We start from the raw sequence: 18,299 nt of genomic DNA on the forward strand, positions 1-18,299 counted from the left end.
GATCGTTCCCACGCTCTGCGTGAGAACGCAGCCCATGACGCTCCGCGTCACACAGCGGGACGCAGAGCGTCCAAGGAGGCATTCCCACGCGGAGCGTGGGAACGATCGATTCCTGTGAAGCGTGGTTATGTGGACTTGGCCGAGCACTGGCGGTATTCCAGCGCCCGCAACTATGCAGGACAGGATGGCCTGATTGAAATTCAGCGCTGGGCCTGATCGTTCCCACGCTCTGCGTGGGAACGCAGCCCGTGACGCTCCGCGTCACACAGCGGGACGGGACGCGGAGCGTCCAAGGAGGCATTCCCACGCGGAGCGTGGGAACGATCGATTCCTGTGAAGCGGGGTTGTGTGGACTTGGCCGAGCACTGGCGGTATTCCAGCGCCCGCAACTATGCAGGACAGGATGGCCTGATTGAAATTCAGCGCTGGGCCTGATCGTTCCCACGCTCTGCGTGGGAATGCAGCCCGTGACGCTCCGCGTCACACAGCGGGACGCAGAGCGTCCAAGGAGGCATTCCCACGCGGAGCGTGGGAACGATCGATTCCTGTGAAGCGGGGTTGTGTGGACTTGGCCGAGCACTGGCGGTATTCCAGCGCCCGCAACTATGCGGGACAGGATAGCCTGATTGAAATTCAACGCTGGGCCTGATCGTTCCCACGCTCTGCGTGGGAATGCAGCCCGTGACGCTCCGCGTCACACAGCGGGACGCGGAGCGTCCAAGGAGGCATTCCCACGCGGAGCGTGGGAACGATCGATTCCTGTGAAGCGGGGTTGTGTGGACTTGGCCGAGCTGGCGGTATTCCAACGTCCGTAACTATGCAGGACCGGACGGCCTGATCGAGATTCAGCGCTGGGCCTGATCGTTCCCAAGCTCTGCGTGGGAATGCAGCCCGTGACGCTCCGCGTCACACAGCGGGACGGGACGCGGAGCGTCCAAGGAGGCATTCCCACGCGGAGCGTGGGAACGATCATTAGAACTCGATGCGCACATCACCCTTCGGCACGCTGCAGCACGACAGGATGTAACCCTCGGCTTCGTCTTCCTCGGTGATCCCGCCGTTGTGGTCCATCTCGACCTCCCCGCCCAGCTTCAGCACCTTGCACGTCCCACAGATCCCCATGCCGCAAGCTTTCGGAATCAGCAGGCCAAGCTTGGCCGCCGCTGCGTGCACGGTCTCGCCCGGTGCCACGCGAATGCTCTTGCCAGAGGCAATGAATTCCACCTGATGCAGGTCCGCCAGGTCGATCTCCGGTGCATCCGCCGCTTGTTCGGCTTGTTCCACCGCGTCGGCCCGGGCTTCCGGTGGCGTCGCGCCGAAGGATTCTTCGTGATAACGCGCCATGTCGAAGCCGGCGGCTTCCAGCAGGCGCTTTACCGCGTTCATGTAAGGCGTCGGGCCGCAGCAGAAGACTTCCCGCTCCAGGAAGTCCGGCACCATCAGTTCGAGCATCTTGTGGTTCAGGTAACCGCGATAACCGGCCCAGGGCTCACCCAGGCCGTGTTTTTCGCAAATCAGGTGCAGGCTGAAGTTATCAATCCGCGACGCCATATGCTCCAGCTCGCGGTGGTAAATGATGTCCTTCGGCGAGCGGGCGCTGTGGATAAACGTCATGTCGACGTTGGCGTTGGTGTCGTAGAACCAGCGCGCCATGGACATCACCGGGGTAATACCGACACCACCACTGAGGTACAGCACTTTCGGGCTCGGGAAGTCGATGGCATTGAACAGCCCCACCGGCCCGTGCACCGCCAGCTCCTGGCCTTCGTGCAGCGTGTCATGCAACCAGTTGGACACCTTGCCGCCCGGCACGCGCTTGATGGTCACCGAAAAGCTGTAAGGCACCGACGGCGAACTGGAAATAGTGTACGAACGCATGATCGGCTGGCCGTCGATTTCCAGCTCCAGGGTGACGAACTGCCCGGGCTTGAAAAAGAACAGGATCGGCTGGTCGGCCATAAAGCAGAAGGTGCGCACGTCCCAGGTTTCCTGGATGACTTTGACGCAACGGACGATGTGCCGACCATTGGCCCAGGTCTGGGTTGTTACCGGGTTCAGGAAGCTGTTGGACATGCTGTTCTCCATAGCCGTGTGATCGGCCTTATGGTGGCGATTCTGCGTAACGCGCGAATCACCCATTTACCTATCTGCGACATTCACATACTTATCGCGACCAGCCCCCATACCACGGGGGTTGCGCGTCGGGAACAGAGTGGGCCATGTCGTTCATGGATAAGGTTCTGGCCGTTGTGGGGCCCACACTCGCTCCCAACAAAGACGCTTTCTTTACGCCTTGCTGCAAAACCTAGCCACTATTCGCCGGCCACACAGAATGGCCATGAGGACACACACGATGGACGTCACCGCAACCTTAAGCTTGGGCGATCCGCTGGAACCCGCACGCAAGGCCACTGCGCAAATGCTGCAAGAACGCGAGCGGACCTTTTCGCTGCCACAGCCGTTTTACTCTGATGAACGGCTGTTCGATATCGACATGCAGGAAATTTTCCAGAAAGAGTGGTTGATCGCCGGCATGACCTGCGAGATCCCCGCCAAGGGCAACTACATCACCCTGCAAGTGGGCAAGAACCCGATCATCGTGATCCGTGGCGCCGATGGTGTGGTGCACGCATTCCATAACGTGTGCCGCCACCGCGGTTCGCGCTTGTGCACCAGCGACAAGGGCAAGGTCGCCAAGCTGGTGTGCCATTACCACCAGTGGACGTATGAACTGGACGGCCGCCTGCTGTTCGCCGGTACCGAAATGGGCGCCGACTTCGACATGAAGCAATACGGCCTCAAGCCGGTGAATGTGAAGACCGCCGGTGGCTACATCTTTATCAGCCTGTCGGAGAACCCGCCGACCATCGACGACTTCCTGTCGACCTTGAGCCACTACATGGAACCCTACGACATGGAGAACACCAAGGTGGCGATCCAGACCACCTTGTTTGAAAAAGCCAACTGGAAGCTGGTGCTGGAAAACAACCGCGAGTGCTACCACTGCAACGCGTCGCACCCGGAACTGTTGAAAACCCTGCTTGAATGGGACGACGTCACCGACCCGCGGGCCGACCAGGCCTTCAAGGACCACGTGGCCGCCTCCGCCGCCGCCTGGGATGCCGAAAAGATCCCTTACGCCCACGCCAGCTTCGGCCTGCGTAACCGCATCGTGCGCATGCCGCTGCTCAAGGGCACCGTGTCGATGACCCTCGACGGCAAGCAAGGCTGCAACAAGCTGATGGGCCGCATCAAGAACCCGGACCTGGGCTCGATGCGCATCCTGCACCTGCCACACTCGTGGAACCACTGCATGGGCGACCACATCATCGTGTTCACCGTGTGGCCGATCAGTGCCCAGGAAACCATGGTCACCACCAAGTGGATCGTGCACAAGGACGCCGTGGAGGGTGTGGACTACGACGTCGAGCGCATGCGCAAAGTGTGGGACGCCACCAATGACCAGGACCGTCGCCTGGCCGAAGAGAACCAGCGCGGCATCAACTCCACCGCGTATCAGCCAGGTCCGTACTCCAAGACCTATGAGTTTGGCGTGGTGAACTTTGTGGACTGGTACAGCGAGCGGATGCTGAGCAACCTGGGGGCGGCGCCAGCGCCGTATCTGAAAGGCGTCGCCGTACACGAGTAACCGGCTGACACGCCGCCGATCAAAATGTGGGAGCCGGGCTTGCCCGCGATAGCGATTTAACATTCAACCCCTCTGTTGGCTGTTACTCCGTCATCGCGGGCAAGTCCGGCTCCCACACTGATTTGTAACTGTGCAAAATTCATCCAACACCCTGACAGATCGCTGCCCGCCTTACTTCCAGCCATTGCCCAACAACTTATCCACAAAGCCACCCACAGCAATTGTGGGCAACTGCGCTTTCCCGTCGAAATAAAACCAAGAAAATCCGTGACTTATTCAAAGGTACCGGTTTTATCCCACATTGATCATTTTTTGACCTAAAGCCTGAAAGCCACGTCCTGCATGGGCTACAGAGGAACGCAAACACCTTATCCACAGAAGCGCCAACAGACTTTGGGGGCAACTTTGGGCCATCTGTGGAAAACCGGCTTAAACCGAGGAAAATCGCGGCTTTGAGAGCAAAAACCAGCCGGAATAGCGATATTGGTTACATTTTAATCAACGCACTGTAAGCCACGCGTTATATGGCCTACAGCGGATAGCGAACATCTTATCCACAGAAGCACCAACAGACTTTGGGGGCAAGTCTGTCCCGGGCATTTTCCTTATCCACAGAAAAACCCAAGGAAAAACCGTCAGTTAGGTTGGTTATTTTTCGTACAGCGAGCTGGAGGGCTTGATTTGCATGGGGTGTGGACAGCCGCGAACAGGTTATCCACAGGTGGGTTAACAGGGATTGTGGGTAAAGCCACAATCGCCGCAAAACAGTGTGGGAGCGGGCTTGCTCGCGAAAGCGGCGGATCAGTCGGTACATGAGTTACCTGATACACCGCCTTCGCGAGCAAGCCCGCTCCCACAGTGGATCAGCGCACTACACCTTCTTCTATGAGCAATTTAAGAATGGCTTCAGCGCCCGCTTCCGGGCTCACGCCCTTGAGCACCTGCCCACCGCCACCGCTGGCCTTGGCCGTAGCGGCCTTCATCCGGTCGGCACCGCTTTTGGCCTTGATCACCTTGAGGCGCTTGGGCCGAGGCTTGGCCGGCTGCAATACAGCGCCTGTGAATAACTCATCCTCCAACACCTCGACGTCATGGGCCGTCAGCTCACCGCGTTGCGCCGGGCCGTAGGCGCTTTGCCGTGGCTTGGGCGCCGCGTTATCCACCGTGGCCATAAACGGCAGGCGCACCTTCAGCCGCCGCCGTTGGCCGCGAGGCAAGGCCTGCAGCACATGGGCCACGCCGCCTTCGATGGATTCCACCTGGGCCAGGCCGACAATCAGCGGCCAACCCAGTTGCTCGGCCAGCAGGAACGGCAACATCCCCGAGCCTTCGCCGGTTTCCGCCTGGCTGCCGGTGAGCACCACTTGGGCGCCCGCGTCCCGCAGATAGTCGCCGAGCACCGGCAAGGCGTCTGCCCCGGCCGGTTGTTCAAGCACGTGCAACTGCGGCAAGCCCATGCCCAGGTAAGCGCGCAGGGTGGGTTCGCCGATGTCGCCGGCGTGCAGCACTTGCAGGTTATCCCCAGCCAGTTGCAGGCCCAGTTCCACAGCGCGCGCGTCTTGCTCCGCCCGGCGTGGGCGGCCTGAAGTCGGGTGGGCACCGATGGACACCAGGCTGATTACATTCGTCGTCATGGCCATTTCCTTAAGCTGCATCGCGCTTGGCACCGTGGCGGTAGGCCTCGACCGCAACGATCAAGGCTTGCAGTATCGCGGCGCTTTCGCCGATCACCGACAGGTCGGCACGCTTGATCATGTCGCAGCCTGGGTCGAGGTTGATCGCCACCACCTTGTCGCAGGCACCAATGCCTTGAAGGTGCTGGATCGCCCCGGAAATCCCCACCGCCACGTAAACCCGCGCGGTGACCCAGGTACCGCTGGCGCCGACCTGGCGATCGCGCGCCATGAAGCCGTCGTCCACCGCCACCCGCGAAGCACCTTCGGTGGCGCCCAACGCGGCAGCAGTCTGGTGGAACAGCGCCCAGTCCTTGACCCCGTTGCCACCGGAGAAAATAAATTCGGCTTCGGCCATGGGAATCGCCGCCGGGTCCACGGCCACCGCACCCAAATCTTCGATACGCGCAAGGCTGCGGGCCAGGCTTGTGGATAACTCCACCGGCAGCACTTCGTGACGGGTTTCGCTGACGGGATCGGCGCACTCCGCCGCAGCCAGGATCATCCGTGGCAGTGGCCGGGCAAGATCCTCCTGACCCGCGCCTGCACGGCCAATACATTCCTGGCCCTTGATCTGCCAGACCCGCGTGGCCGGGCGCTCCTTGAGGCTCGCGGCAAAGCGCCGCCCCAATTCACCACCGCCGCTGCGGCTGTCCGGCAGCAACCAGTGGCGCGGGTTGAACTGGTTATCCACAGCCCGCAGACCGTGAACCCGTTGCTCCGGTGAATAACCGTCGAACTCATGCCCGTCCAACACCAGCAGCCGATCCACACCGGCAGTGGCGAAGGCGTTTTCCTTGTGTTCGCCGAACACCACGGCCAATACCGCACCGTCGTCGCCGGCCAGCTGCCGGGCCAGGCCCAGCAAGTCGCGGTCGTGGCTGCTCAGGCGGCCGCCGACCATGTCCGGCACCACGTTGATGTAGAAAGCGGGCGCCGGTACCTGATGCAGCGGCAACTGCACTTCCACCGCTGCCGTACGCTTGGCCGCGCCGCCCTGCTGGGCGCCGCTGCGGTCAATACGCTTGATGCCGTTGGGGCCGATAAAGCCGACACCGTGCACGTTCTTGCGGATGACCCCATTGGGCCCCATCCAGCTGTGTTGCACCGGCTGCATCGCCGCGTGCAGCGGGTGCAGGCGGTTACGGGCGATCCATTCGGCCCGTGGGTCGCGGCGAATAATGTCGCTCATCAATGCACCTCCGCAGGTTCGCGTTTCGGCGCCTTGGCCGGTGCCGCGTCTTCAAGCAACGCGTCAGCTACCAGTTCGGCAATGTCCTTGATCAAGGGACGCGGTTCGACCACGCCTTCCAGCATCGCCGTGCACTGTGGACAACCCACGGCCACCAGTTCGGCGCCGGTCTCGCGGATGTCTTCCATGCGCATGTCGGGAATCCGCTGCTTGCCGGGAATATCGGTGATCGGCGCCCCGCCACCGCCACCGCAGCAGCGCGAGCGGAAACCGGAGCGCTGCATTTCCTTGACCTCGATCCCCAGCGCCCGCAGCACTTGGCGCGGTGCCTCGTACTCACCGTTGTAGCGGCCCAGGTAGCACGGGTCGTGATAGGTCACGCTGTTGCCTTTGTGCTGGCCCAGGTTCAGGGCGCCGGCGTCGATCAGTTCGGCCATGTAGGTGCTGTGGTGCTGCACCAGGTAGTTGCCATCGAAGGCGCCGTATTCGTTTTTCAGCACGTGGAAACTGTGGGGGTCGCAGGTGACGATGCGCTTGAAGCTGTACTTGGCCAGGGTCTGGATATTGCGTGCGGCCAGCAGCTGGAAAGTCGCTTCATCGCCCAGGCGCCGGGCCACGTCGCCGCTGTCGCGCTCTTCAAGGCCCAGTACGGCGAAGTCGACCTTGGCGGCTTTCAGCACTTTGACGAACGAGCGCAGGGTGCGCTGGTTGCGCATGTCGAAGGCACCGTCGCCGACCCAGAACAGCACCTCGACGGTTTTCCTGTCGCTGAGCAAGGGCAGGTTCAAATCCGCCGCCCAGTTCATCCGCCCGCCCGGTGCGAAACCGCCCGGGTTGTCGGTGGCGATCAGGTTTTCCAGGACTTCGGCGCCCTTGTTCGGGGTCGCGCCTTTTTCCAGGGTGAGGTGGCGGCGCATGTCGACGATGGCGTCCACGTGCTCGATCATCATCGGGCACTCTTCCACGCAGGCGCGGCAAGTGGTGCAGGACCACAGGGTCTCGGCGTCCACCAGGCCATTGACGATTGGCTGGTGCGGGTTGCCGGCGTGTTCGCCGATGGCTTTGCCCGGATACGGGCTGCCGGCGAACTTGGCGTCGGTGCCACCGGCCAGGCCGACGACCATGTCCTGGATAAGTTTTTTCGGGTTCAGTGGCTGGCCGGCGGCGAACGCCGGGCACGCGGCTTCGCACTTGCCGCACTGCACGCAGGCGTCGAAGCCGAGCAGTTGGTTCCAGGTGAAATCCGCCGGTTTTTCCACGCCCAGGGGCGCGCTTTTATCGGCGAGGTCCAGGGGTTTCAAACCGGTGGAACGGCCGCCGCCGAAGCGTTCGGCGCGGCGGTGCCAGGCCAGGTGCAAGGCACCGGCGAAGGCGTGTTTCATCGGCCCGCCCCAGGTCATGCCGAAGAACATTTCCGACACGCCCCACAACACGCCCAGGCTCAGCAGCGCGGCGAGCAGCCAGCCGCCGAAGTCCGCCGGCAGAATCCCGGCCACCGGCAAGGTCACCAGGAAGAAGCTCACCGAGAACGCCATCAGGCTTTTCGGCAGGCGCATCCACGGGCCTTTCGACAGGCGTGCAGGCGGGTTGCGACGGCGCAGGTAGACGAAGGTGGCGCCGACAAACATCAGCACCGAAGCCAACAGCAAGGCGTAGCCGAGGATGCGGCTATGCAGGCCGAAACCGTGCACCAGGATCGCCAGCAACGCCGAGAGCACAAAGCCCAGGGCGGTGGCGACGTGGGTGTTGGCGATGTATTTGTCGCGGGCGACCACATGGTGCAGGTCGACCATGTAGCGCTTGGGCATGGCCAACAGGCCGCCGAGCAAGTCGACCTTGGAGGACCGGCCGCGGCGCCACATGTTCACCCGGCGCAGCGCGCCGAGGACGGCAAGGCCCAGGGCGGCGAAGAGCAGGATGGGAAGAAGGGTGTTCAACATGGTGAAGCTCCCGAAGACCACACAGGTCTACTGTGAAACTGGCCCGAAATGTGGGAGCGGGCTTGCTCGCGAAGGCAGCGTGTCAGTCGATGCATCCAGTGGCTGACACACCGCTTTCGCGAGCAAGCCCGCTCCCACATTTGACCGAGTACACCTCGTCAGAAATCCTTGCACAGGCGCAGGGCGTCATAGATGGCCGCGTGGGTATTACGCTGGGCCACGCAGTCACCAATGCGGAACAGCAAGTACCCCTCGCCCGGCTCGCTCAGGCACGGCTGCGGCTTGATCGCGAACAAGGCCTCGATGTCCATCTGGCCCTTGTTGCGCGAGCCTGCCTTGAGCCCGTAGTAGAGCTCTTCGTCCGGACGCACGCCGTTCTCGACCACCACCTGGTCCACCACCCGCTCTTCCCTGGCCCCGGTGTATTCGTTCTCCAGCACCGCCACCAGCTTGTCGCCTTCGCGGTAGACCTTTTCCAGCATCATGTCGCCGGTCATGATCACTTCCTTGGGGTACATGCTGCGGTAGTACGTCGGGAACGACGTACCGCCCACGGCCACGCCCGGCTTGATGTCGTCGGTGACGATCTCGACCTGGCTGCCCTTGTCCGCGAGGAAGTCGGCCACCGACATGCCGGTGAACTCGCAGATGGTGTCGTACACCAGCACGTTCTTGCCAGGTAGAACCTTGCCGTCGAGCACGTCCCAGCTGCTGACCACCAGGCCTTCAGCCGCGCCCCAGTGTTCGTTCTGCTCCAGGAACGGATGACCGCCCACCGCCAGCACCACCACGTCCGGGCGCAGGCCGAGGATGGTCGCCGCATCCGCCGCCACGCCCAGGCGCAGGTCGACGTTCAGGCGTGCCAGTTCCAACTGGAACCAGCGGGTGATCCCGGCAATCTGGTCACGCTGCGGGGCTTTCGATGCAGTGGTGATTTGCCCGCCGATAAATTCTTTCTTCTCGAACAGCGTCACGTCGTGGCCACGTTCGGCAGCCACCCGCGCCGCTTCCATCCCGGCCGGGCCGGCACCCACCACCACGACTTTGCGTTTTGGCCCGGTGGATTTCTCGATGATGTGCGGCACGCCCATGTATTCACGGGAAGTGGCGGCGTTCTGGATGCACAGCACATCCAGGCCCTGGTACTGGCGGTCGATGCAGTAGTTGGCGCCGACGCACTGTTTGATCTGGTCGATCTGGCCCATCTTGATCTTGGCGATCAGGTGCGGGTCGGCGATGTGGGCGCGGGTCATGCCGACCATGTCCACGTAGCCGCCTTCCAGGATGCGCGTGGCCTGGTTCGGGTCCTTGATGTTCTGCGCGTGCAGCACCGGGGCCTTGACCACTTCCTTGATGCCGGCCGCCAGGTGCAGGAACGGCTCCGGTGGATAACTCATGTTCGGGATAACGTTGGCCAGGGTGTTGTGGGTGTCGCACCCCGAGCCGACCACGCCGATGAAGTCGAGCATGCCGGTGTCGTCGTAGTACTTGGCGATCTGTTTCATGTCCTCGTGGGACAGGCCGTCCGGATGGAATTCGTCGCCGCACAAACGGATGCCGACGCAGAAATCCGGGCCGACTTCCTTGCGTACCGCCTTCAACACCTCAAGGCCGAAACGCATGCGGTTTTCGAAGCTGCCGCCCCATTCGTCAGTACGTTTGTTGACCCGAGGACTCCAGAACTGGTCGATCATGTGCTGGTGCACCGCTGACAGTTCCACACCGTCCAGGCCACCGGCCTTGGCCCGTGCCGCAGCGGTGGCGTAGTTGCCGATCACACGCCAGATTTCTTCAGGCTCGATGGTCTTGCAGGTGGCGCGGTGCACCGGCTCGCGGATGCCCGAAGGCGACAGCAGCGTGGGCCAATGCTCGCCGTCCCAGCGCGAGCGACGGCCCATGTGGGTAATCTGGATCATGATCTTGGCGCCATGCTTGTGCATGGCGTCGGCCAGGTTCTGGAAGTGCGGGATGATCCGGTCATCCGCCAGGTTCACCGACTTCCACCAGCCTTGCGGGCTGTCGATGGCGACACTGGAAGAACCGCCGCAGATCGCCAGGCCGATCCCGCCCTTGGCTTTCTCTTCGTAGTACTTCACATAGCGGTCGGTGGTCATACCGCCGTCGGTGGCATACACCTCGGCGTGGGCGGTACTGAGCACGCGGTTGCGGATGGTCAGTTTGCCGATCTGGATCGGCGCAAACATTGCTTCGAAAGCCATGGCAGGGTCCTCGACTTACAACGGCTTGACGGTGAACAGGCCGTCGTCGTGGCCCTCTTCGGAGCCGCCGTATACCTGTTCCGCAACGGTGCGGATCTTGCTGCCGCGGGCTTCGAGAATCTGGTCCATCGCGCCGGCAAACCAGCCGGTGAACATGTAGTCGACCTTGCGCCCGACCTTGCCGTACACGTAGACGAATGCCGAGTGCTCGAGCTTGACGCTGGCGGTGCCTTTGTCGAGGTCGATGTCCTGGATCTTGAACAGGCCCCAGCCGCGCTGCGACAGGCGCTTCATGTAGTGCTCGAACACTGCGACGCCTTCCAGGCCGTGGCATTCAGCTTCTTTTTCACACCAGTGCCAGGCGGATTTGTAGCCGGCCTTGTAGAGGATTTCGGCGTAGGCCTCGCTGCCCAGGACTTCTTCGATCCCCATGTGGTTGTTGACGAAGAAATGGCGCGGCACGTACAGCATCGGCAGGGCGTCGGAGGTCCAGACACCGGTTTCGCTGTCGACTTCGATAGGCAATTGAGGGGCGATCTTGGCCATGGAAACTTAACTCCGGAAAATGCTTTGGTAAGCCCCCGACGCATAAGGTTGGGGGAAAAGAGGCGTGAGTGGTGGCTTATTCGCCCCAGACGTCCTTCAGGACGTTGACCCAGTTTTCGCCCATGATCTTGCGCACCACGCGCTCGGGATGGCCGCGCTTGAGCAGGGTCTCGGTGAGGTTCGGGAACTCGCCCACGGTGCGGATGCCCAGCGGGTTGATGATCTTGCCGAAGCTGGTCAGGCGGCGGGCGTAGCCCTTGTCGTGGGTCAGCATTTCGAAGAAATCCTGGCCATGGCCCTGGGTGAAGTCGGTGCCGATGCCGATGGCGTCTTCGCCCACGATGTTCATGGTGTACTCGATGGCTTCGGCGTAGTCGTCGATGGTCGAGTCGATGCCCTTGGCCAGGAACGGCGCGAACATGGTCACGCCGACAAAGCCGCCGTGGTCGGCGATGAACTTCAGCTCTTCATCGGACTTGTTGCGCGGGTGCTCTTTGAGGCCTGAAGGCAGGCAGTGGGAGTAGCACACCGGCTTTTTCGATTCGAGGATGACTTCTTCGGAAGTCTTGGAGCCCACGTGGGACAGGTCGCACATGATGCCGACGCGGTTCATCTCGGCGACGACCTCGCGACCGAAGCCCGACAGGCCGCCATCGCGCTCATAGCAGCCGGTGCCCACCAGGTTCTGGGTGTTGTAGCACATCTGCACCACGCCAACCCCGAGCTGCTTGAAGATCTCGACGTAGCCGAGCTGGTCTTCAAACGCGTGGGCGTTCTGGAAGCCGAAGATGATGCCGGTCTTGCCCTGTTCCTTGGCGCGACGGATATCGGCGGTGGTTTTCACCGGGATCACCAGGTCGCTGTTTTCGCGAATCAGGGTCTGGCTGGCCACGATGTTGTTAATGGTGGCCTGGAACCCTTCCCATACCGACACGGTGCAGTTGGCAGCGGTGAGGCCACCCTTGCGCATGTCTTCGAACAGGTCGCGGTTCCACTTGGCAATGATCAGCCCGTCGATAACGATGCTGTCGGCGTGCAATTCGGCTGGGCTCATCAGGCGTCCCCTTATTGGCGATTCATGCGCCGAATCGTCTGCCGGCGCTTTGGGGCCAGCATATGCCCCGGGGCAGAAGGAGCCGGGTGCAAAAACGACAAGGGAATTGCCGAAAGCGTCAATCCGCGACAAAGGCCAACATGACATCTCTGACGGGTGTCTGTTCTTTGTCTTACGCTTGAGCCAGAATTTGCTCATCAACTGATATGAGACGGCGCAATGAAATCGATTTTCCTGGCTTTGGCACTCATCGCAACCGGCGTACACGCCGCTGAAGACACCGACAGCACGCCCTGCGATGGCATCGAGAACGACAAGCAAACCCTGGAATGCGCCACCTACAACAAAACCACCGCCGAACAACTGCTCAAGGATAACTACCAGGGGCTGCTGGAACGCATGGGTTCGACCTATGGCAGCAACAAGACGCAGCTGGCGGACATTACCGCTCGTCTGAAGGATGCCCAGCAGAAGTGGGAAAAGTTACGTGATGCGGATTGCGCTGTAGATACCTTCCCGGCAGTGGCGGGAAGCAAGGCATATGCGATCCAGCAGAATGATTGTCTGGCGCGGATGAGTGATGAACGGTCGGAGTTTTTGGAGTCGATTGGGCAGGAATAAGCGACAATCCCCTCCACTCTCTACTCAGAACCAAGGCTATTCATGACTATCTGCGGCATCGAAATCAAAGGCAGCGAAGCCATTATTGCTGTCGCCTCGCTCGACGGTCAGGCATTGGGCCATGTAGCCCTGGCCACCAAGAAAATCGCCCTTGAAGACGATGATGAGGCGGCCAACGTCAAGGCCTTCGCCACTCAGGTCAGCGCGTTTGTGCGGGAAAACGGCATCAGCCGCATCGCCATCAAGAAGCGCAGCAAGAAAGGCGAATTCGCCGGTGGCCCGACTACGTTCAAGATTGAAGGTGTGTTTCAGTTGCTGGAGGGCGTTGAAGTGACGCTGCTGTCGCCGCAGACCATCAATGCGCAGAACAAGAAACACGACTTTGCCCTGCCGGCGACGCTGAACAAGTATCAGCATGAGGCTTACAAGGCCGCGTGTTCAGCCCTGCTGAAGAAATAAGCTACATCGCACATCCCCCTGTGGGAGCGGGCTTGCTCGCGAATGCGGTGTGTCAGTCAATACATGTACCGACTGATCCACCGCTTTCGCGAGCAAGCCCGCTCCCACATTTGATCTGTATTGTTCTCAAGAGCGGTGTTCATACCGCTTCCCGGCGCCGATCTTCCCTTGGGCACTTGGCAAACCTTGCCCGGTAGCTGCGGGTGAAATACGACGGCGACTCAAAGCCGCAGGCGATGCTCACCTCCAGCACGCTCAGGTCGCTCTGGCGCAATAGCTGCCGGGCCTTCTCCAGGCGCAAGCCCAGGTAGAAGTTGCTCGGTGTGTCGTTCAGGTGCAGCCGAAACAAGCGCTCCAACTGCCGCCGCGTGACCTTGATCGCCTCCGCCAGCGCCAGTGTGCTCAACGGCGGTTCCGTGTGCTGTTCCATCTCCCCAATCACCTGCACCAACTTCTTGTTGTTGATGCCGTAGCGCGTGGCGATCTGCATGCGTTGGTGGTCTTTGCGCGGGCGGATGCGGCCGAGCACGAATTGCTCGGACACCTGGATCGCCAACTCTGGCCCGTGGGCCTGGCTGATCAGGTCGAGCATCAGGTCGATGGACGCGGTGCCGCCCGCCGAGGTGATGCGCCGGCGGTCGATCTCGAACAGCTCCTGGGTCACCGTCAGCTGTGGATAAGATTCCTTGAAGGCGTCGATGGCTTCCCAGTGCAGGGTCAAGCGGTGGCCGTCGAGCAGGCCGGCTTCGGCGAGTACGCAGGCGCCAGTGTCGATGGCGCCCAGGGTCACGCCGTCGTGGTCAAGGCGGCGCAGCCAGTGTTCCAGTGCGGGCGTGGCGAACTTCAGCGGTTCGAAGCCGGCCACCACCAGTAAGGTCGAGCCTTTCTTCAGCGGCTCCAGCGCGGCGTCGGCGTTGACCGACATGCCATTGCTCGCCAGCACCGCGCCGCCGTCGGCGCTCAAGACGTGCCAGCGGTACAGCTCGCCGCGAAAACGATTGGCGACACGTAAAGGTTCGATCGCGGAGATAAAGCCGATGGCGGAGAAGCCCGGCATCAGCAAAAAGTAGAAATCCTGGGACATGGAGCGCTCTCGTAGGACGGACAGCGTGGTCACTGTGATACGCCAGTTCAATCGGTCATTCAAGGGGGCAGGTCGCTGCAGTGCAAGAGCTGGTCGCCGCCGTGCGTTTTGTCGGGGACCAAGCTGCGTAACTTGGCTGCACGGTGCACAAAGACGCCGGAACCCACAATAACAACCTGCCGAGGGAACCACCATGAACCGACTGATCAGCCGCTGCGTGCTCGCACTCAGCGCCAGCGCCATTTTGAGCACCAACGTCATGGCAGCCGATGCGGCTTCTTGCCAGAACGTGCGCATGGGCGTGGTGAACTGGACCGACGTAATCGCCACCAGTGCCATGACTCAAGTGTTGCTCGACGGCCTCGGCTACAAGACCAAACAGACCAGCGCGTCCCAGCAAATCATCTTTGCCGGTATTCGCGACCAGCGCCTGGACATGTTCCTGGGCTACTGGAACCCGCTGATGACCCAGACCATCACCCCGTTTGTCGACGCCAAACAGGTCAAGGTGCTCGACAAGCCGTCCCTGGAAGACGCCCGCGCGACCCTGGCGGTGCCGACTTACCTGGCCGACAAGGGCCTGAAGACCTTCGCCGACATCGCCAGGTTTGAAAAAGAACTGGGCGGCAAGATCTACGGCATTGAACCGGGCTCGGGCGCCAACACCCAGATCAAGGCGATGATCGCCAAGAATCAGTTTGGCCTGGGCAAGTTCCAACTGGTGGAATCCAGCGAGGCCGGCATGCTCGCCGCCGTCGACCGCGCCGTGCGCCGCAAGGAGGCCGTGGTGTTCTTCGGCTGGGCGCCGCACCCGATGAACGTCAACGTGGCGATGACTTACCTCACCGGCAGTGATGACGCGCTGGGCCCGAACGAAGGCATGGCCACCGTGTGGTCCGTCACCTCGCCGACCTACGCCGAGCAATGCCCCAACGTGCACAAGTTGCTGAGCAACCTGACCTTCACCGCCGCCGACGAGAGCCGAATGATGCAGCCGCTGCTGGATCACAAGGACGCTTTCGAGTCGGCCAGGCAATGGCTCAAGGATCACCCGCAAGACCAGCAGCGCTGGCTCGAAGGCGTGACCACCTTCGACGGCAAACCCGCCGCTGCCAACCTGCAATTGACCAGCAAATAACCTGTCTTGAATCACCGTTTCGCAGCCGCTCCCGGCTGCGAACGGTATGACTACGCCTGAAAATCACGCCTGTAAGGAACCTGCCTCATGAACCACGACGTCATCATCACCTGCGCACTCACCGGTGCTGGCGACACGACCGCCAGAAGCCCTCACGTGCCGGTCACTCCGAAACAAATCGCTGCCGCGGCGGTGGAAGCGGCCAAGGCCGGTGCCACCGTGGTGCATTGCCACGTACGTGACCCCGAGACCGGCAAGTTCAGCCGCGACGTGGCGCTGTACCGCGAAGTGATGGAGCGCATCCGCGAGGCGGACGTCGACATCATCGTCAACCTCACCGCCGGCATGGGTGGCGACCTGGAAATCGGTGGCGGCGAGAACCCCATGGAATTCGGGCCCAACACCGACCTGGTGGGCCCGCTGACCCGCCTGGCCCACGTGGAAGAGCTGCTGCCGGAAATCTGCACCCTGGACTGCGGCACCCTGAACTTCGGCGATGGCGACACCATTTACGTCTCCACCCCGGCCCAGCTGCGGGCTGGCGCCAAACGTATTCAAGAGCTGGGCGTTAAAGCCGAGCTGGAGATTTTCGACACCGGTCACCTGTGGTTCGCCAAGCAGATGATCAAGGAAGGCTTGCTCGACAACCCGTTGTTCCAGCTGTGCCTGGGCATCCCGTGGGGCGCGCCGGCCGACACCACTACCATGAAAGCCATGGTCGACAACCTGCCGGCTGACGCGGTGTGGGCCGGCTTCGGGATTGGTCGCATGCAGATGCCGATGGCGGCGCAAGCAGTGCTGCTGGGCGGCAACGTACGGGTCGGCCTGGAAGACAACCTGTGGCTGGACAAGGGCGTGCTGGCGACCAACGGCCAGTTGGTGGAACGCGCCAGCGAGATCCTCAGCCGCCTGGGTGCGCGGGTCATGACCCCGGCCGAAGGCCGCGTGAAGATGGGCCTGACCAAGCGCGGCTAAGACACACCGCACGACGCCCTGCAGGAACCGAATCAAATGTGGGAGCGGGCTTGCTCGCGAATGCGGTGGATCAGCCACCGAATGCATCAACTGACAGACCGCTTTCGCGAGCAAGCCCGCTCCCACAGGAGATCACCGAACTCTTTAGGAATTTGCCATGAGCTTTATCACTGAAATCAAAACCTTCGCCGCGCTGGGCAGCGGTGTTATCGGCAGCGGCTGGGTATCCCGCGCCCTGGCCCACGGCCTGGACGTGGTGGCCTGGGACCCTGCGCCTGGCGCCGAAGCCGCCCTGCGCAAACGTGTCGCGAATGCCTGGGGCGCACTCGAGAAACAAGGCCTTGCACCCGGCGCCTCGCAAGATCGCCTGCGCTTTGTGGCCACGATTGAAGAGTGCGTGAAAGACGCCGACTTCATCCAGGAAAGCGCCCCGGAACGCCTGGAATTGAAGCTGGAGTTACACAGCAAAATCAGCGCGGCGGCCAAGCCGAATGCGTTGATTGGTTCGAGTACTTCGGGGTTGTTGCCGAGCGAGTTTTATGAAGGCTCCACGCACCCGGAACGTTGCGTGGTGGGCCATCCGTTCAACCCGGTTTACCTGTTGCCGCTGGTGGAAGTGGTAGGCGGCAAAAACACTGCGCCGGAAGCGATTCAGGCAGCAATCAAGGTGTACGAATCCCTCGGCATGCGCCCTTTGCATGTGCGTAAGGAAGTGCCCGGTTTTATCGCTGACCGTCTGCTGGAAGCCCTGTGGCGTGAGGCGTTGCACCTGGTGAACGATGGTGTGGCAACCACCGGCGAGATCGATGATGCGATTCGCTTTGGCGCCGGTTTGCGCTGGTCGTTCATGGGCACGTTCCTGACCTATACGCTGGCGGGCGGTGATGCCGGGATGCGGCACTTCATGGCGCAGTTCGGCCCGGCCTTGCAGCTGCCGTGGACCTATCTGCCAGCGCCGGAATTGACCGACAAATTGATTGACGACGTGGTGGACGGCACCAGCGATCAGTTGGGCAAGCACAGCATTTCGGCGCTGGAGCGCTATCGTGATGATTGCCTGCTGGCGGTGCTGGAGGCGGTGAAGACCACCAAGGAAAAACACGGTATGACCTTCGCCGAATAAGCCCTGTAAAGATCGTTCCCACGCTCTGCGTGGGAATGCAGCCCAGGACGCTCTGCGTCCCAACGCGTGACGCAGAGCGTCACAGGAGGCGTTCCCACGCAGAGCGTGGGAACGATCACGTACCTACCGGGAACCGAACCATGCCCGCACTCACCACCTACACCACCAAAATCCTCCCCGAGTGGGTCGACTACAACGGCCACCTGTGCGATGCGTTCTACCTGCTGATTTTCAGCTACGCCACCGATGCGCTGATGGACACCCTGGGCCTGGACAGCGAAAACCGCGAAGCCAGCGGCCACTCGCTGTTCACCCTGGAGTTGCACCTCAACTACCTGCACGAAGTGAAACTGGGCGCCGCCGTCGAGGTGCACACCCAACTCATCGCCCACGACCGCAAGCGCCTGCACCTCTATCACAGCCTGCACCTGGTGGGCGACGAAAAGGAGCTGGCGGGCAACGAACAGATGCTGCTCCACGTCGACCTCGCCGGGCCGCACTCGGCGCCATTCAGTGAAGCGGTGCTGGGCAAGCTTGCCAGCATCAGCGCCGAACAAACCGACCTGCCGAAGCCCGCCCTGCTCGGCCGCGTGATTGGACTGCCACCCCAAAAATAAGGAATCGCC

The 18,299-nt window shown here is 61.8% G+C and carries 15 protein-coding genes and 2 pseudogenes; 9 read left to right on the forward strand and 8 right to left on the reverse strand.

Annotated elements, in window-relative coordinates:
* Positions 1-117: 117 nt before the first annotated feature.
* Positions 118-216 (forward strand): annotated as a pseudogene (locus HX839_RS05105) (transposase); the annotation flags it as partial.
* 328 nt (positions 217-544) lie between these two features.
* Positions 545-649, forward strand: a pseudogene (locus tag HX839_RS05115) (transposase); the annotation flags it as partial.
* Between the two features lie 323 nt (positions 650-972).
* Here HX839_RS05115 and gbcB read toward each other — a convergent pair.
* Positions 973-2,073 (reverse strand): glycine-betaine demethylase subunit GbcB, encoded by a 1,101-nt coding sequence (gene gbcB / locus HX839_RS05120; RefSeq protein WP_003216947.1) that lies wholly within the window; start codon positions 2,071-2,073, stop codon positions 973-975.
* A gap of 280 nt (positions 2,074-2,353) precedes the next feature.
* Between gbcB and gbcA the strand changes: the two genes are divergently transcribed.
* Positions 2,354-3,649 carry a glycine-betaine demethylase subunit GbcA gene (gene gbcA, locus HX839_RS05125; RefSeq protein ID WP_177066818.1) on the forward strand — a complete coding sequence of 432 codons (1,296 nt, stop codon included), beginning with the start codon at positions 2,354-2,356 and terminating at the stop codon, positions 3,647-3,649.
* Positions 3,650-4,512: 863 nt separating this feature from the next.
* Here gbcA and HX839_RS05130 read toward each other — a convergent pair.
* The 6 genes from HX839_RS05130 to HX839_RS05155 form a co-directional block, all read right to left on the reverse strand.
* A complete protein-coding gene (locus HX839_RS05130; protein ID WP_102370063.1) occupies positions 4,513-5,283 on the reverse strand; it encodes an electron transfer flavoprotein subunit beta in 771 nt (256 codons plus the stop codon).
* A gap of 10 nt (positions 5,284-5,293) precedes the next feature.
* A complete protein-coding gene (locus tag HX839_RS05135; RefSeq protein WP_008430652.1) occupies positions 5,294-6,514 on the reverse strand; it encodes an electron transfer flavoprotein subunit alpha/FixB family protein in 1,221 nt (406 codons plus the stop codon).
* Complete coding sequence (gene dgcB, locus HX839_RS05140; RefSeq protein WP_177066819.1) at positions 6,514-8,454, reverse strand: dimethylglycine demethylation protein DgcB; 1,941 nt, start codon at positions 8,452-8,454, stop codon at positions 6,514-6,516. The genes HX839_RS05135 and dgcB overlap by 1 nt, the downstream gene beginning before the upstream one ends.
* A 158-nt stretch (positions 8,455-8,612) precedes the next feature.
* On the reverse strand, positions 8,613-10,673 hold the full coding sequence (dgcA, locus tag HX839_RS05145; protein ID WP_177066820.1) for a dimethylglycine demethylation protein DgcA: 2,061 nt from the start codon (positions 10,671-10,673) through the stop codon (positions 8,613-8,615).
* A 15-nt stretch (positions 10,674-10,688) separates the two neighbouring features.
* The gene (locus tag HX839_RS05150; RefSeq protein WP_008430647.1) at positions 10,689-11,219 is read right to left on the reverse strand and encodes a DUF5943 domain-containing protein; all 531 of its coding nucleotides are present in this window, start codon (positions 11,217-11,219) and stop codon (positions 10,689-10,691) included.
* Between the two features lie 76 nt (positions 11,220-11,295).
* Positions 11,296-12,273: a dipeptidase gene (locus HX839_RS05155; protein ID WP_003216932.1), complete on the reverse strand. Its 978-nt coding sequence runs from the start codon at positions 12,271-12,273 to the stop codon at positions 11,296-11,298.
* Between the two features lie 219 nt (positions 12,274-12,492).
* Between HX839_RS05155 and HX839_RS05160 the strand changes: the two genes are divergently transcribed.
* Both HX839_RS05160 and HX839_RS05165 read left to right on the forward strand, forming a co-directional pair.
* Positions 12,493-12,894, forward strand: coding sequence for a lysozyme inhibitor LprI family protein (locus HX839_RS05160; protein WP_003216930.1), 402 nt, complete (start codon positions 12,493-12,495; stop codon positions 12,892-12,894).
* 42 nt (positions 12,895-12,936) lie between these two features.
* The gene (locus HX839_RS05165) at positions 12,937-13,353 is read left to right on the forward strand and encodes a DUF3010 family protein (protein ID WP_177020216.1); all 417 of its coding nucleotides are present in this window, start codon (positions 12,937-12,939) and stop codon (positions 13,351-13,353) included.
* 139 nt (positions 13,354-13,492) lie between these two features.
* On the opposite strand, the gene HX839_RS05170 is transcribed toward HX839_RS05165, so the two are convergent.
* Positions 13,493-14,437 carry a GlxA family transcriptional regulator gene (locus HX839_RS05170; protein WP_003216927.1) on the reverse strand — a complete coding sequence of 315 codons (945 nt, stop codon included), beginning with the start codon at positions 14,435-14,437 and terminating at the stop codon, positions 13,493-13,495.
* A 193-nt stretch (positions 14,438-14,630) separates the two neighbouring features.
* Here HX839_RS05170 and HX839_RS05175 point away from each other — a divergent pair, with 193 nt between their 5' ends.
* From HX839_RS05175 to HX839_RS05190, 4 genes are all read left to right on the forward strand, one after another.
* Positions 14,631-15,575: a choline ABC transporter substrate-binding protein gene (locus tag HX839_RS05175; protein WP_003216926.1), complete on the forward strand. Its 945-nt coding sequence runs from the start codon at positions 14,631-14,633 to the stop codon at positions 15,573-15,575.
* An 87-nt stretch (positions 15,576-15,662) separates the two neighbouring features.
* The gene (locus tag HX839_RS05180) at positions 15,663-16,550 is read left to right on the forward strand and encodes a 3-keto-5-aminohexanoate cleavage protein (RefSeq protein WP_003216924.1); all 888 of its coding nucleotides are present in this window, start codon (positions 15,663-15,665) and stop codon (positions 16,548-16,550) included.
* Positions 16,551-16,707: 157 nt separating this feature from the next.
* On the forward strand, positions 16,708-17,673 hold the full coding sequence (locus HX839_RS05185; protein WP_017476440.1) for an L-carnitine dehydrogenase: 966 nt from the start codon (positions 16,708-16,710) through the stop codon (positions 17,671-17,673).
* Positions 17,674-17,813: 140 nt separating this feature from the next.
* Positions 17,814-18,290, forward strand: coding sequence for a thioesterase family protein (locus tag HX839_RS05190; RefSeq protein ID WP_177066821.1), 477 nt, complete (start codon positions 17,814-17,816; stop codon positions 18,288-18,290).
* Positions 18,291-18,299 lie beyond the last annotated feature (9 nt).

Source organism: Pseudomonas sp. I8001, from assembly GCF_013385345.1.
In the GTDB taxonomy this organism is placed as follows: domain Bacteria; phylum Pseudomonadota; class Gammaproteobacteria; order Pseudomonadales; family Pseudomonadaceae; genus Aquipseudomonas.